This window comes from Rheinheimera sp., from assembly GCF_030690345.1.
Classification (GTDB): domain Bacteria; phylum Pseudomonadota; class Gammaproteobacteria; order Enterobacterales; family Alteromonadaceae; genus Alishewanella.
Genome location: NZ_JAUYGV010000008.1, coordinates 54,461 through 68,209, shown reverse-complemented (window position 1 = coordinate 68,209; position 13,749 = coordinate 54,461). Strand labels below are relative to the sequence as shown.

The following is a 13,749-nucleotide window of genomic DNA, read 5'->3' as shown; positions in this document are numbered from 1 at the left end:
ATCCTTGGATATAAGCAGGGCCCACACAAACGGCAGCTTTATTAAAGCTGCGTAACATAGCTGCAAACTATGTTACAAGCAAGCCCTGCTTTATGGCCACGTTGTTATGGTTGGCGGGGTAAGCTAAAGCTGTAGCTGTGCTGCGCCAGTGGCTTGGCATTGCCGGTTTGGTAAGTATCTACCTGCACTATGCCGTTGCTGCTCAGGCTAAATACGCGAAACATGGCGCTGTGCTGTGTTTCATCCGGAATTTTAGTGCGTTCCAGCGCCGGTATATGCAGGTAATGCACCTTGCCAAGTTGTTTCGAATGTTCAACGCGGTTCATATCCATATGTAAATCGCCGGAGATCACGGCTGCCAGATTAGGCTGGGCAATCACGTCGGCGAAACCCGGGTGCTTAATGCCTTTATCGGCGTTTTCCGGATATACACCGGTTTGCGCACCATGCACGATTAACAGCACCGGCTTTGGCTGCAACTGTTTTAGCTGGTTTAGCATCCAATTTATACCGCTGTCATTAAAATCACGGCCATGATCGGGCGAGGCAAATACCAACGCCACAGTGTCAAATTCCAGTACGTAGCTGGGCGAGTCCAGCGTAATTTTGCCGGCATTCCAGCTGTTAGCGTACTGCATAAAGCGCTCAACGCTGCTGCCGTGCTCCTCGTTGCCCATAATCGGGTAAAACGGCAGCGTTAGCTGTTGCAGCACCGGCGTGGCATTGTCGTATTGCACTAAGGTGCCTTTGTGAGCAATATCACCGACACCAACAACGAAATCCAGTTTAGTCTGCGTTGCCAACCGGTTTACATCGGCTACCGCAGCCGCCAGATGCGGAAATTGCGGCTCAGGTTTGGGTTCGGCGTCACCCAGTACGGCAAAGCGCAACACTACATTTTCTGTTGTTGCTGCCGCGGCAGGTGTCTGGCTGGTTTTTGGTGTGTCGGCCGGTGAGCAGGCGATAAGCAAAGTGCTTAGCAGCAGTGCCAGGCTGGCGGTAGTAAACAGTTTCATTAAAAATCCCTGGTTGTGATGTTGAGGTTAGTTGAAATTGAACATGCCTTTAAAGCTGCTGGGGATTAACCCGGTCCAGCGTTTAAAGGCACGGCGAAAGTTATGCTCGTCGGAGTAACCCAGTTTTTGTGCCAACTGACGGTTTGAATAGTGGCCCTGTTGTAATAGTTGGCGCGCCGCATCGCGGCGTACCTCGTCAAGCAGGGTGGCAAAGTTGGTGTTATGTTGGCTAAGCTGGCGCTTTAAGCTGCTACTGCTTAACCCCAGTGCGGTGGCAACCTGATCCTGATTCAGCAGTTGCGGCAGGGCCTTGCGTTGCAGTCGGCAAATGCTCTCCGGCAAAGCCCGTTGTTTGCTCAGCACGCGGTTAAGCTGGCGACAGGTGCGGCGGGTGGCACTAAACTTTTGCGCGTCCGCATCAGTAAAGCGTTGTTGCCACAAAGCAAGCGGAATACTGATGCTGTCAGCGCTGTGATTAAAGCTGACATCTACACCCCAATGCAACTGGTGCTGTAACTGATGTGATGCCGCCTGCTGCAACTGCAGGCTGATGCCGCAAACGCTACCGAGCTGTTGTTTTATCAACCCCAGCAGCAGCGAAAAAACGACGGTCTGCATAAACCCTTGCTGATTAGCTAAACCCAGCGCCGGTTTAAATTCGATCAGGATGCAATGCTGTTGTTGGTATAGCCGCACATAGAAGCAAGGAAACAGCTGATGGCGGAAATAGTGCAGCTGAGCCAGTGCCTGGCGCAGGTTTTGCGCATATTGCAGGCTTTGGCAAAGCGAAATATAACGGCTGTTCAGTAAAGCGCCGCCCAGCAAATAGGGCAGTTCCGGGCTGTTTAGCTGTTGCTGGCAATTTTGCAGCAGTTTCAACCAATCGTTATGGTGCAACCTGCCATGCGGTTTGTGTAAGTCCTGTTCAAAAATGCCGGTGCCATTTAGCAGCTTATGTAACAGGGCGCCACGGCGTTGTGCCAGCGAGAGCAGCTCAGTGCAGCCATGTTGCAACAGCAGGATTTTGTCCTGATAGCCAAAGTGGCGAATAGTCATCAGACAGGCTGCAACTTAAGTGCGGTGGTTTTTTTCGCCAGTGCCATAGCCTGGTCAGCCGCGTGTAAAGCAGTTTTCGCACTGTGTTGTTGAACGGCCATTTCCAGTAATGTCAGTTGTGGCCCGGCGTTTGCAACCGACAGTTGCGATAGCTGCTGGCGTAAATGCTGTGCCATGATTTGTGCCTGTGGCAGAGCGGTATTGGGCAATAGCGCAATAAAACGGTCACCGGCGTAGCGGCACACCACATCACTGTAGCGCAGCTGACTGCTAAGCAACTCACTTAGCTGGCTAAGATAAGCATCACCGGCGGCCATACCATGGCGGCGGTTAACAGCGGCAAAATTATCAACATCCAGCACCAGTAAACTTAAAGCTTTGTGCTGGCTTTGGTGCAGCTCAATTTCGCGTTGCAATACCGCTTGCAGATACTCAATACCGTACAGCTGGGTGAGCGGATCAATAAGCTGGTGGTCGCGCAAAAACAGCTCGCGGCCACGTAACTGACGGTTAATAGCCCGTTGTTCACGGTGCCAGCCTATCAGGCCATAGGTTAATACCAACATGCCAACCGGCGCCGGTAAAGATTCCAGCCAGCTCATTAGCCGGATATGATCCGGGTAGCGGATAAATTCGTCCAGTAAGTCAAGAAAGTATGAATACACCAGCAGCAGGCTGCCATAGTACAACCATTCGGTTACCCTCCCTGTTGGCCGGCTGCTGATAATCAGCCCCAGCCAACCACAGGCTACCAATAAGGTAGTGCCTTCACCCAGAATATCCAGAGCGTCAAATTCATTGCTGTGTTTGGCATCGCCGGTATCAATAGCCAGCAGCAGGCCACTTAACAGCAATAGCAGGCTGAACAGCATTTTATAGCGGTGTTGTCGCCACATAGTCAGGTTATCCACACAAATAAACTCAATTTTCCGTGCCCTGTATGACAGCCGGATGACAAGCTTTGCTGCTTACGGCATTGCATTGCACCGTTAAGACCCGGGTCATATCGGCTCAGCGCATACTGTTAACAAACGGCGTTTTGTCACACAGAACCGGCAAACTTTAGCGCAATTATTAGCCGTGATCTGAGAGCAACCGATGAAATCAAGCCATCACCAACATACTTCACGCAGCGCGCTGGCCTGTGCCATAAGCCTGGCGTTTGCCACGTTATCCGCGCCGGTATTAGCCGATGCCGACGTGCAGGGCCGTATCACTGACAACCGCAGCAACTTGCTGACCGGTGCACAAGTCAGTATTCCGGAGCTGAAGCTAAGCCGTACCACCGCAGCGGACGGCCGCTTTCAGTTTAATCAGCTGCCGGCGGGTACTTACACCCTGCTGGTGAACTACCTTGGCGCAGTGCCGGAAACCCGGGTGCTGGTGGTAGCCGATACCGAACAGCGTCTGGGTGATATTAAGCTGCTGTCTGCCAGTGAAGATGTAGAGCATATCGAAGTGGTGGGGCAATCCGGCGCGGTAAGTAAAGCGCTGAACCGCCAGCGTAATGCCGGCGGTATTGTTACCGTGGCCAGTACCGATGAAATGGGTCAGTTCCCGGACAGCAATGTTAGTGAAGCCTTACAACGGCTGGCGGGTTTATCAGTAGAGCGTGACCAGGGCGAAGGCCGTTTTGTCCGCGTACGTGGTTTGGCGCCGGATTACAACGCAGTAACCTACAACGGTACTCAGTTAGCCGCGCCGGAAGCGGGTCGCCGCGCAGTAGCGCTGGATGTGATCCCATCGGATCTGCTCGAATCAGTAGAAGTAAACAAAACCCTGACACCGGATATGCCGGCCGGGTCCTTAGGCGGTACGGTAGAAATTAAAAGCTTGTCGGCCTTTGATCGCAGCAACGATTTTTATTCCTTTACTGCAGAAGCCGGCTATAACGAGCAGCAAAGTAAAACCAGCCCGAAGGTCTCCGGTGTGTTTAGCAAGATACTGGATGCCGCTGGTGAAACTGATAGTTTAGGTATCGCCATCGCAGCCAGTTACGCCGAGCGTAAATTCGGCTCTGAAAACGTTGAGACCGGCGGCAGCTGGGATTTTGACGAGGGACTGGAAGAGTTTGAACTGCGTGATTATAACATTAGCCGCGAGCGTATTGGTTTGGCACTAAATGTCGATTACCGGCCGGGTAACAATAACGAATACTACCTGCGTAGCCTCTACAGCCGTTTTAGTGACACCGAAACGCGCCAGGGCATGATAGTGGAATTGGCCGATCCACAATTTGCCGGCAACAGTGGTGGTGCTGAGCTTATCCGCTCACTGAAGCAGCGTGAAGAAACTCAGAGCATCAGCGCACTGGTGATTGGTACCAAACAAATTTCCGGCAGCTGGGAATGGTTGTTGGAAGCCGGCGCCAGTAAAGCCGATGAAGATACGCCGTTTAATATCGGCGCGGCTGATTTTGAGCAAGAATTGGACGACGGCGTCGGCTTTAGCGGTAGCAAGATACTGCGGCTTACTGCGCCGGCAGAGGCCGTGCTTACCGATGGTTATGAGCTGAAAGAAGTTGAGATGGGCGATACCTACGCCGAAGAAACCGAACGCAATATTAAGTTTGATCTAAGCCGCGAGATTATTCAGCGCCACGGCAGCGTGCTGTTAAAAGGCGGGGCCAAATTCAGCCAGCGTGAGAAAAGCGCCGAAGAGGATGTTTGGCTGTTTGAAGACTTTGAAGATTCCGGCATTAGCGCGCTAAGCCTGAGTGATTATGCCGGCGCCGCGGTGGATTACGGCTTGGGCAACATGGGCGCTGCCATCAATAGCGGCAGTATTTATCAGCTGGTTAGCAGCTTAGACCGTGCCGATTTTATTGACGAAGTTGAGTCACAAATTAACGACTACCAGGTAGATGAAGATATCAGCGCGGCGTACTTTATGGCGCAGTGGGAGCGGGATAACTGGCAGCTGATTACCGGTGTGCGTTATGAGCACGAGAAACGTGAAGCAACAGGTAGCCGCTATGATGCTATAGAAGAAGTATTCAGTGCCAATCAGGTAAGTAGTTCTGAAGGTTACTGGTTACCGGCCGTAGTAGGGCGCTATAACCTGTCGGAGCAAAGTATAGTGCGGGCGGCGTTCAGCACCGGTTTGGTAAGGCCTAACTTTGAGCAGCTATCGCCGGCCTTTATCCTGGAAGAAGATGACGATGAGCTCGAAGCTACCTTTGGTAACCCGGAGTTAAAAGCGCTGACGTCAAATAACTTTGACCTGGGTATCGAGCATTATGCCGACAAACTGGGCGTGCTCTCTGCCATGTTGTTTTACAAGCAAATTGATAATTTTATCTACGAAGCTGATTTGGCCGGCCGTGGCGCGTATGCCGACTTTGCGGTAGCCGAAACCTATGTTAACGGTGGTAAGGCCGATTTATACGGCCTGGAACTGAACGCTATTCATCAGCTGTCGGGTTTTGGCAATTGGCTGGATAACCTGTTGTTGTCCGCCAACCTGACATTAACGGATTCTGCCGCCGATATTGAATGGTTTGACGATGGGGCGTTATTTAGCCGTGAAGTGGCGCTGCCCAGCCAGTCGGATAAAACCGCTAACCTGAGCATCGGCTATGAAACCGATGTGATTAGCCTGCGCCTGGCCGCCAACTATAAATCGAAGTATCTGGCCGAAGTGGGCGATGTTACCGATGCGGCTTACGATGTCTATTCTGATGACCATATGCAGCTCGATTTTACCGGCAAATGGACCCTTCGTCGTGGTATGCAGTTGTATTTTAACGTGATAAATATTAACGACGAACCTTATTACGCCTACACAGGCCGTACGCCTTATAACTTCCAGTATGAGCAATATGGCCGCACCTTTGTGCTGGGCGTGCAGATCACCAACTGGTAAGCAAGGGAAGCACAATGTTAAGCAATAAAAATATGTTTCAATTAAGTGTGCTGAGCCTGGCGTTAGCTGCACTGCTCAGTGCTTGTCAGGCCGGCACTGAGCAGACACCGGCGCCGGCAGCACAGGCGTTAGCGGTTAATGCCAGTCATTATCACGAGGTGCAACTGGCGGGCGCTGAATATCAGCTGTTTACTGATGCGACAGGGTTACAAGTGCAACAGGGTGCCACTGTGCTTAGCCGTTACAACGGTGCTTTTATCCGCCTGACCGTGCAGCCGCTTGGCAACGATAGCCTGCTACTGGCCGCGATGGATGACAACAGTAACAGCCTGTATATATGGCGTTTTGCCCCGGCAGAGCCAACGCCGCTGCAGTTGGTGCAGCAACAGCTGATCAGCAGCCGGGTAGTAGACGATCTGTGTTTTTATCACAGTAGCGAAAACCAGCAGCTCAGCCTGTTTTTACTCGGTGGCCGCGGCGGAGCAGATCAGTTGCTACTGCAACAGCAGCAACAGTGGCTGACACAACCGCTGGTAATACGTGAGCTGAATATACCTTATGGCAGCACGGCCTGTGTGGTGGATCAAACGGCAGGCGTACTTTATGTTGCCGAGGCAGACCGAGCTATCTGGCGTTACCAGGCTGAACCTGAAGCTGACGAAGGCCGCAGTTTAGTGCAGGTAAATAAACCCTTTGGTCAGTTGCAAGGCGAAGTAAAAGCGCTGCAAACCTTGCCTGACGGCAGTCTGCTGGCACTGGAAGAGCAGCCTGCCAGGTTATTGCTGATTAACAGCGACGGCCAACTGCGCAGCGCCGCCGCTGTCCCGGCGTTGGCCGGGGCCAGCGGTTTAGCTGTCAGTATGCGGAACAACACCGCGACAGCCTATATCAGCAGCGAAGATGCTGAAGCGGTGCAGCAGTTATCGCTAACACTGCCGCTGGCAAATGAGCGTAGCCCTAAAGCGGCAATAACGCAGCTGCAGCCAACACTGCAGACCGAAGCGGCCAGTCAGCGTGGCGATGTGATGGACGACCCGGCAGTGTGGCATCATCCGCTTAAGAGCGAGCTTAGCCTGATCCTTGGTACTGACAAACGCGCCGGGCTGGATGTTTACAATATGCAGGGTAAGCGTGTGCAGCAGCTTAGCGTGGGCCGGTTAAATAATGTCGATGTACGCTACGGCCTTAACTGGCAGGGTAGTGCCTACGATATTGCCGTAGCCAGTTTGCGTGACGATAACAGCCTGCAGCTGTTTGCTATTGATAGCAGCGGCAAGCTGCACAATGCCGGCAACGTAGCGACCGGGATGGATGATATTTATGGCTTGTGTATGTACCAGAGTACACAAAGCAATAAGCACTATGTGTTTGTTAATGATAAGTCCGGTTTAATTCAGCAATACCGTATCGATAGCGATGGCACAGCCTGGCAGGGCACTTTAGTGCGCTCATTGCAGGTGCCTTCGCAGCCGGAAGGCTGCGTGGCGGACGACCAAAGCGGTACTTTATTTGTCGGCGAAGAAGATGCAGGTATTTGGCGCTTTGCGGCTGAAGCGGATGCTACTGCTAACGGTGAAAAAATCATTCTGGTTGACGGTAGCACCCTGGTAGACGATGTCGAGGGCCTGGCTTTAGCAAAAGCGGGCGGGCAAACCTATCTGGTGGTATCCAGCCAGGGTAACGACAGCTATGTGGTTTATGATGCTGTAGCGCCGTATAGTATGCGGTTGCACTTTCGTGTCAGCACTAATACGCAATTGGGCATAGATGGCAGCTCTGAAACCGATGGCCTGGAGGTAACGACCCGTTCGCTGGGGCCGGGGTTTGAGCAGGGGGCATTAATAGTACAGGATGGCCGTAACCGCATGCCGGAGCAGGGCCAAAACCTGAAACTGGTGCCATGGCAGCATATTGTGCAACAACTTAAGCCGCTATAAAAACAAAAGGCCGCAGCAATGCGGCCTTTGTTATTCAACAGTATTTAATTTAATTTTGCTGCCAGGCAACGGTCGACAATATTTTTTATCTTTTGTGGTGAAAAGGGTTTGGCAATAAAACCGCTGGCACCGGCGGCAATACTTTGCTGCACATTATCCACAGAGTTATGCGCCGTCACCATCACCACATGGGTTTTGTCGGCCTGTAATTTAATTTTCTGCAGAATTTGCTGGCCATTCATGTCGGGCAATTCAATATCTAAAAAGACCAAATCATGATGATGTTGTTTAAACGCAGACAAGCCTTTGCTGCCGCTCGCTGCTTCATGCACATTACTGATCCCCAGATGTAACAGCGTTTGGCGCAAGTATTCACGCACGGTGTAGGCGTCATCAATTATCAATATTGAGCACTGTTGTTGTGTCATGGCAGATCCTTTGCGGTCGCAGATGCAATTACAGTGTAATGCAAAAATTAACTAAAACGGAAAAAACAGCGTTGCAGTTTATTTATTCCGCCTGAACGGCAGATGAACTGAGTGGTAAGGTAATGACCACGCTAAAGCCACTAATTTCGTTATTTGTCATGATATTAGCTACATCTATACTGCCATTGCAGGCCTCAGTGGCGCGTTTGGCAATGCTTAGCCCTAAACCTATACCGTTGTGATTGCTCTGGGCGCGAAAAAACGGCGTAAACAATTTAGCCAGGTACTGCGGTGCCACACCCGGGCCCTGATCGCGCACTTGCAAACTCAGCTGTTGCTGATGTTGCCGCAGGCAAACACTGACTTCTGAGTACGGCGGGGTATATTTCACTGCATTGCGGATCACATTTTCTATCGCACTGTACAGCAAAGACGGATCGCCTTTAATTAACGGCACATTTTCCAGATGCAACCATAGTGACTTATTGCTGCTGTCGGCTTCCAGTCGCGCATCATCGCAGACCGAAGCGACTAACTCCGCCAGGTTAATATCAATATGTTCGGCGCAAACTGCTCCGCTTTCCAACCTGGAAAAGGTCAGAATTTCAGTAACCAGCGCATCGAGCTTGCTGGCCTCTTGTTCAATTTTTTCCATTGCCATAGTTGCATAAGATGGTGACTGTGCCGCCAGCCCGGTAAGAATTTGCATTCTGGCCAGCGGCGAGCGCAGCTCGTGGGATACATCGTGCAGCAGACGGCGCTGCGAGGCGATGGCCTCTGCTGCCTGGCCGGCCATTTGGTTGAAGTTGCGGCTCAAGCTACCAAATTCGTCCCGCCGCGTTATCAGCTCCGGGCCAAGCTGGGTGCGCCAGTTATTTGCCGCTAACCCGGCCAGCGCCAGCTTTAGCTGGCGTACCGGCGCGGCAATATTGCGCGCCAGTACCCAGCTAAACAAGATACTGGTGGCCAGCAACACCGCCAAATGCAGCAACGGCCGGCGCCAAAATGGCGGCACGGGATGCGGAGTTGCAACAGTTACGGGGAGAGCTGCGGCGCCTGCAGCGTTGATACTGTGCGCCGGTATTGATGGCTGGCTGAAAAAGCCGGCCCCAAACGGTAGCTTGTCCGGTGGCAACCAGGGGGGAGCATCATCCCAGGTAAAGGTCAGGCGCACTAACACAACTGCCATAAGCAAGGTGGCCCAAAATACGAGGAAAAAACGCCAAAACAATTTATTCATCTTGTTATGCTCCGCCGCCAAACGGATAGGTAAACTGATAGCCTTTGCCACGCACAGAGGTGACCCATTGTTGCCCTGCCGGTGGCTTACCCAGCTTTTGCCGGATATGGCTGATATGCACATCAATGCTGCGATCGTAACTGCCCAGCGGTTTACCCAGCGCTTGCTGTGACAGCTCCGCTTTACTGATAACATGGCCGGCGTGTTGTGCCAGCAGGTATAAAATACTGAACTCGGCACCGGTTAATTCAATATTGTGCTGTTGCAGCGACACACTGCGGTTAACCGGCTTAATGCACAAAGCACCCAGTTGCAGTTCAGTTTGGTTGCGGCTTTGTTGTACACGGCGCAGTATGGCTTTAATGCGGGCACTGAGCTCCCGCGGTAGACAGGGTTTGGCAATGTAGTCGTCCGCCCCCAGCTCCAGGCCTATTACTTTATCCAGGTCTTCTCCCCGCGCCGTTAACATGATCACGGGGATATTACTGTCGCGGCGCAGCTGTTTTAATACCGAGATACCATCTAACTGCGGCATCATTACATCCAGTATGACCAGATCAACTGCCTGCTTTTGACAACACTCTAATCCGGCCGCGCCGTTATTAGCGCTGGACACGTTAAAGCCATCTTTTTGCAGGTATTCTGCCAGCAGGGCGGTTAGTTGAACGTCATCATCAATTAACAGTATGTGCAGCACGGCTACCTCAGTAAGTTGTTTAACGCAATAAGCTCAATTTGTAACCGCTGCTGCTGCCGCTGTCGGGTTCGGCAACCAGCAAATAGTTGCTGCCGGCAACAAACTGCTGCATGTCAGACTCGGCTATCAGGGTTTTGTTCTTATTGTCGTCGGTATAAAGCAGAAAAATAGTGTATTCGCCGTCCGGCAGGTTGATTTCTTTTTGTGCCCCGCTGTTAACCGACGTAATGTAATACTCTGTGGTATCAATGGTTTCGTTGGGCGGTACAAAATAAATACTTAAGGTACTGTAATCAAAAATGGTGTTTACCACATTCAGATCAAAGTCATAAATTTGCGGTGTATTGCTTTCCTCTATCACCATAACCGCGGTTGCAGCATTGGCGTTTTGATATAACACCACAGCTTTGCTTTCACCCTGGTTTAAGGTCAGCAGGGCGTTATTTAAAAACAATTGTCCTTGTTCACCGGTTGCCGACAAGCGGTAGTCTTTCGCCGCTAACTCGACATAATCGGACAAACTGTCAGCGCTAATTGATGTTATTGCTACATCGCCATCCAGATAAATATCACTGCTGCCGGCGCTGTCTACACTGTTGTAAAGCCGGAACTGTGCTTGTGCGGTCAGATCGGTCAGGTCGCCAACGGTAGTGGTGTTATTAATAACATCTACCGCTATGTTGCCTGCCAGCGGGCCTGACGCAATGCGTGGCACCAGCACATACTCGGTAAGATATTCAAAGTTATATTTTGGTGATTGAAATAATATGTCGCGGCTACCGGCTACAGTGATGTAAACAATATAATTACCGCTGTCAAATTCCAGCACAGAGCTTATTTGGCTGTAATTTAAGGTTGCCGCCAGGGTGGCATCGTCAAAGCCGGTATCGGACGTGCTTAAGTACACATCATAGGCGCTGTCGTCGGGCAATAAGCTGACCACATACAGCTTAAAACTGTCTGTCAGGCTGTCATCGCGCAAAAACTCCAGCTTTAGCAGTTCAGGGGCGTTGTAGTCGCCGGTTAGCAACAACAGGTGTTTGTAACTTTTACGCAGGGTAATACTTGTATCCAGCATGCTGATATCATCGCCGTCGCTATTCAGGCGACTAAGGGAGATGTCATAAGTGGCCGGGGTGTAACTAACTAAGGATGTAGCATCAGCATAGGCAGCAGTGCCGGCCAGCACAGTGCTGTCATCACTGTCGGTGAGTAACAGCCTGGTGGAGGTACTGTTGGCAGAACCGTTATACAGCTGAATATAGCTGCTGGTGTAAGTGGCTGATGTGTCATCAGAACTGCTGCTACCACAACCGGTTAACATCATTAAGCTGCCAAGTGCCGATACTGTTAAAAAAATACGCATAACGCCTCATTAAGTAGATGATATAACGGGGCTAAGAATGCGTTATCCGCACTGCGGTTCAATAATTTACCCTGCTTTACTTTGCTTAACCTTACTTAACGTTTTCGCGGCAAGCTGTCGCTCTTCACACTATATTCTTTAATCTTCATTGCCTTATTGCGAACTGTTGCTATTTTTAGGGCACAGCTTAAATATTTGTTAATGCACGGAGCACTCTGTTATGCGTCGTAATATGCCGGTTACTAACACCGAACGTACTTTTCCCCCGCAACAAAAATTGATTTCTAACACTGATTTGAACGGTAATATCCGGCACTGTAACGACGCGTTTATTGAAATAAGCGGCTTTAGCAAAGCGGAGTTAATTGGTCAGCCGCACAATATCGTGCGCCACCCGGATATGCCGCCATTGGCGTATAAAATAATGTGGGAGCATTTAAAAGCCGGCAAGCCGTGGATGGGGTTGGTAAAAAACCGCAGCAAAAACGGTGATTATTACTGGGTCGATGCGTATGTGACACCGGTAACGGAAAACGGCCGTGTTATTGGCTATGAATCGGTGCGCTCTTGTCCGGCGCGCGACGATATCAAACGGGCGGAAAAACTTTATGCTGCCATTAACAACGGCAAGTTCCGCGCGCGCAATTTTCACCTCGGGGCCGCCAATGCCGGGTTGGCAGCTGTGCTGCTGCTGGCCGCCGGTTTACACTTTAGTGGCTTTGCCGGCATATCACAGTTAGTGCTGTTGCTGGCGCTGATTGGCTATGTGGCTTGGGCTAATGTCAGCAAGAAGAACGCGCTGGATAGCGTCAAAATGTTGTTAGCTAACTCGTTCCGACATGAGCTGGCGGTGCAAACCTTTACCGATGACTCACCGGATGTTGGTGAGCTGAAAGTGGCTGTGATGAGCTCTAAAGCTCATCTGGGGGCTGTGTTGAGCCGGATGGAAGATGCAGCCAAAAGTGTGTCGAAGCAGTCAGATCTGGGCTTGCAGCTGGCGCAATCTTCAATGAAGTTAATCGAGCGCCAGCAGCAGGAAACCGAGCAAGCTGCGACAGCGATGCATCAGATGACCACCACCATCGCTGAAGTATCAAAGCATGTACAGGAAACCGCGCAACAAGCCGAGCAGTCTAATGAACTGGCCGGCAAGAGCCGGCATACTGCGGGCATAACGCGCAAGGCGATAGAAGAGCTGCGCGAAACCGTGAATGCTATCAGCAGCTCTGTTACCGAGGTGTCGGAGCAAACCCGCAAAATAGCCACAGTAGCGCAAATGATTGAACAAATTGCTGAGCAAACCAATTTGCTGGCGCTAAATGCCGCTATTGAAGCCGCGCGCGCCGGAGAGCAGGGCCGGGGCTTTGCCGTGGTGGCAGATGAAGTTCGCAACCTGGCGCAGCGTACGCAGGAGTCCACCAAAGAAATTCATCAAATTGTCAGTGATTTAACCAGCAGAGCTGACACCGCCGTGCGTGTGGCCCAAAGCGGCACTGCCGGTGCTGAAACCGGGCTTAGCAGAGTAAAAGAAACCGAAGAAATGTTGAATGGCATTTCAGATGCAGTGGGTAATATCGCCAATATGTCTATTCAAATGGCGGCAGCGGTAGAGCAACAAGCTAATGTGGCAGAAGAAGTGAACCAGCAGGTGGTTAATATTTCCGGTTTAGCTAATAACAGCCTGACCGAAGCGGCAAACTCAGCCGACAGCATTAAGCAATTACAGTTAGTATCAAATGAGTTACATGAATTAGTGGTGCGCTTTGCCCGCTAGGGCGGCAGTTAACCGGGCTATAAGCTGCAGATATAGAAAAGGCCGGCAGATGCCGGCCTTTGTTTTTACTACATTAATATCCGTTAAACCGTGATATTAATGTTTTGTCCCAGGTTGCCTACAGGGGATGAAGCCTGTACCTGCTCAACCGATTGCATAGCACTTTGTACCAGCATGGTCGCCATTTTAGCTTCCTGGTTTTGTTGCTTTTTGGCCATTACGGCCCCCAGTACTTCAAAGCCCTGGTTCGACGCCAAAGCGCCAACGGATTGACTCATAGAACCTCCTTTGCCAATTCCTCAAGACTGTAACGGCCGGGAGATAAATACCTTTAGCATTTATTACGCATTTTTTTACAGATAAAAAAATGC

The 13,749-nt window shown here is 51.1% G+C and carries 11 protein-coding genes; 3 read left to right on the top strand and 8 right to left on the bottom strand.

Annotated elements, in window-relative coordinates; all coding sequences use genetic code 11:
• Nucleotides 1–104: 104 nt before the first annotated feature.
• The 3 genes from Q8O77_RS15285 to Q8O77_RS15275 are packed head-to-tail and all read right to left on the bottom strand — an operon-like array spanning nt 105 to nt 2,968.
• A complete protein-coding gene (locus Q8O77_RS15285; RefSeq protein ID WP_305555036.1) occupies nt 105–1,016 on the bottom strand; it encodes a metallophosphoesterase in 912 nt (303 codons plus the stop codon).
• Between the two features lie 27 nt (nt 1,017–1,043).
• Nucleotides 1,044–2,072: an AraC family transcriptional regulator gene (locus Q8O77_RS15280; RefSeq protein WP_305555034.1), complete on the bottom strand. Its 1,029-nt coding sequence runs from the start codon at nt 2,070–2,072 to the stop codon at nt 1,044–1,046.
• Nucleotides 2,072–2,968, bottom strand: coding sequence for a GGDEF domain-containing protein (locus Q8O77_RS15275; RefSeq protein ID WP_305555032.1), 897 nt, complete (start codon nt 2,966–2,968; stop codon nt 2,072–2,074). Before Q8O77_RS15275 ends, Q8O77_RS15280 begins: the two co-directional genes overlap by 1 nt.
• 202 nt (nt 2,969–3,170) lie before the next feature.
• On the opposite strand from Q8O77_RS15275, the gene Q8O77_RS15270 reads away from it, so the two are divergent.
• Together Q8O77_RS15270 and Q8O77_RS15265 are read left to right on the top strand one after the other, a co-directional pair.
• Entirely contained in the window at nt 3,171–5,936 is a 2,766-nt protein-coding gene (locus tag Q8O77_RS15270) for a TonB-dependent receptor (RefSeq protein WP_305555030.1), read from the top strand.
• Nucleotides 5,937–5,968: 32 nt separating this feature from the next.
• The gene (locus Q8O77_RS15265) at nt 5,969–7,873 is read left to right on the top strand and encodes a phytase (protein WP_305555028.1); all 1,905 of its coding nucleotides are present in this window, start codon (nt 5,969–5,971) and stop codon (nt 7,871–7,873) included.
• 44 nt (nt 7,874–7,917) lie between these two features.
• Here the strand turns inward: Q8O77_RS15265 and Q8O77_RS15260 are convergent, their stop codons facing one another.
• The 4 genes from Q8O77_RS15260 to Q8O77_RS15245 all read right to left on the bottom strand — a co-directional run bounded on the left by Q8O77_RS15260 (nt 7,918) and on the right by Q8O77_RS15245 (nt 11,604).
• Entirely contained in the window at nt 7,918–8,301 is a 384-nt protein-coding gene (locus Q8O77_RS15260; protein ID WP_305555026.1) for a response regulator, read from the bottom strand.
• Between the two features lie 82 nt (nt 8,302–8,383).
• Complete coding sequence (locus Q8O77_RS15255) at nt 8,384–9,541, bottom strand: HAMP domain-containing sensor histidine kinase (protein WP_305555024.1); 1,158 nt, start codon at nt 9,539–9,541, stop codon at nt 8,384–8,386.
• A gap of 4 nt (nt 9,542–9,545) precedes the next feature.
• On the bottom strand, nt 9,546–10,238 hold the full coding sequence (locus tag Q8O77_RS15250) for a response regulator transcription factor (protein ID WP_305555021.1): 693 nt from the start codon (nt 10,236–10,238) through the stop codon (nt 9,546–9,548).
• A gap of 19 nt (nt 10,239–10,257) precedes the next feature.
• The gene (locus Q8O77_RS15245; RefSeq protein WP_305555018.1) at nt 10,258–11,604 is read right to left on the bottom strand and encodes a DUF4397 domain-containing protein; all 1,347 of its coding nucleotides are present in this window, start codon (nt 11,602–11,604) and stop codon (nt 10,258–10,260) included.
• A gap of 220 nt (nt 11,605–11,824) precedes the next feature.
• On the opposite strand from Q8O77_RS15245, the gene Q8O77_RS15240 reads away from it, so the two are divergent.
• Nucleotides 11,825–13,378 (top strand): PAS domain-containing methyl-accepting chemotaxis protein, encoded by a 1,554-nt coding sequence (locus Q8O77_RS15240; protein ID WP_305555015.1) that lies wholly within the window; start codon nt 11,825–11,827, stop codon nt 13,376–13,378.
• Nucleotides 13,379–13,461: 83 nt separating this feature from the next.
• Here Q8O77_RS15240 and Q8O77_RS15235 read toward each other — a convergent pair whose 3' ends face one another.
• The gene (locus tag Q8O77_RS15235; RefSeq protein ID WP_305555012.1) at nt 13,462–13,656 is read right to left on the bottom strand and encodes a hypothetical protein; all 195 of its coding nucleotides are present in this window, start codon (nt 13,654–13,656) and stop codon (nt 13,462–13,464) included.
• Between the last annotated feature and the right edge of the window lie 93 nt (nt 13,657–13,749).

Excerpts from the sequence above, each read along its gene's own strand:
- Q8O77_RS15285 (WP_305555036.1), bottom strand. The coding sequence starts at position 1,016 with ATGAAACTGTTTACTACCGCCAGCCTGGCACTGCTGCTAAGCACTTTG.
- Q8O77_RS15280 (WP_305555034.1), bottom strand. The coding sequence starts at position 2,072 with ATGACTATTCGCCACTTTGGCTATCAGGACAAAATCCTGCTGTTGCAA.
- Q8O77_RS15275 (WP_305555032.1), bottom strand. The coding sequence starts at position 2,968 with ATGTGGCGACAACACCGCTATAAAATGCTGTTCAGCCTGCTATTGCTG.
- Q8O77_RS15270 (WP_305555030.1), top strand. The coding sequence starts at position 3,171 with ATGAAATCAAGCCATCACCAACATACTTCACGCAGCGCGCTGGCCTGT.
- Q8O77_RS15265 (WP_305555028.1), top strand. The coding sequence starts at position 5,969 with ATGTTTCAATTAAGTGTGCTGAGCCTGGCGTTAGCTGCACTGCTCAGT.
- Q8O77_RS15260 (WP_305555026.1), bottom strand. The coding sequence starts at position 8,301 with ATGACACAACAACAGTGCTCAATATTGATAATTGATGACGCCTACACC.
- Q8O77_RS15255 (WP_305555024.1), bottom strand. The coding sequence starts at position 9,541 with ATGAATAAATTGTTTTGGCGTTTTTTCCTCGTATTTTGGGCCACCTTG.
- Q8O77_RS15245 (WP_305555018.1), bottom strand. The coding sequence starts at position 11,604 with ATGCGTATTTTTTTAACAGTATCGGCACTTGGCAGCTTAATGATGTTA.
- Q8O77_RS15240 (WP_305555015.1), top strand. The coding sequence starts at position 11,825 with ATGCGTCGTAATATGCCGGTTACTAACACCGAACGTACTTTTCCCCCG.
- Q8O77_RS15235 (WP_305555012.1), bottom strand. The coding sequence starts at position 13,656 with ATGAGTCAATCCGTTGGCGCTTTGGCGTCGAACCAGGGCTTTGAAGTA.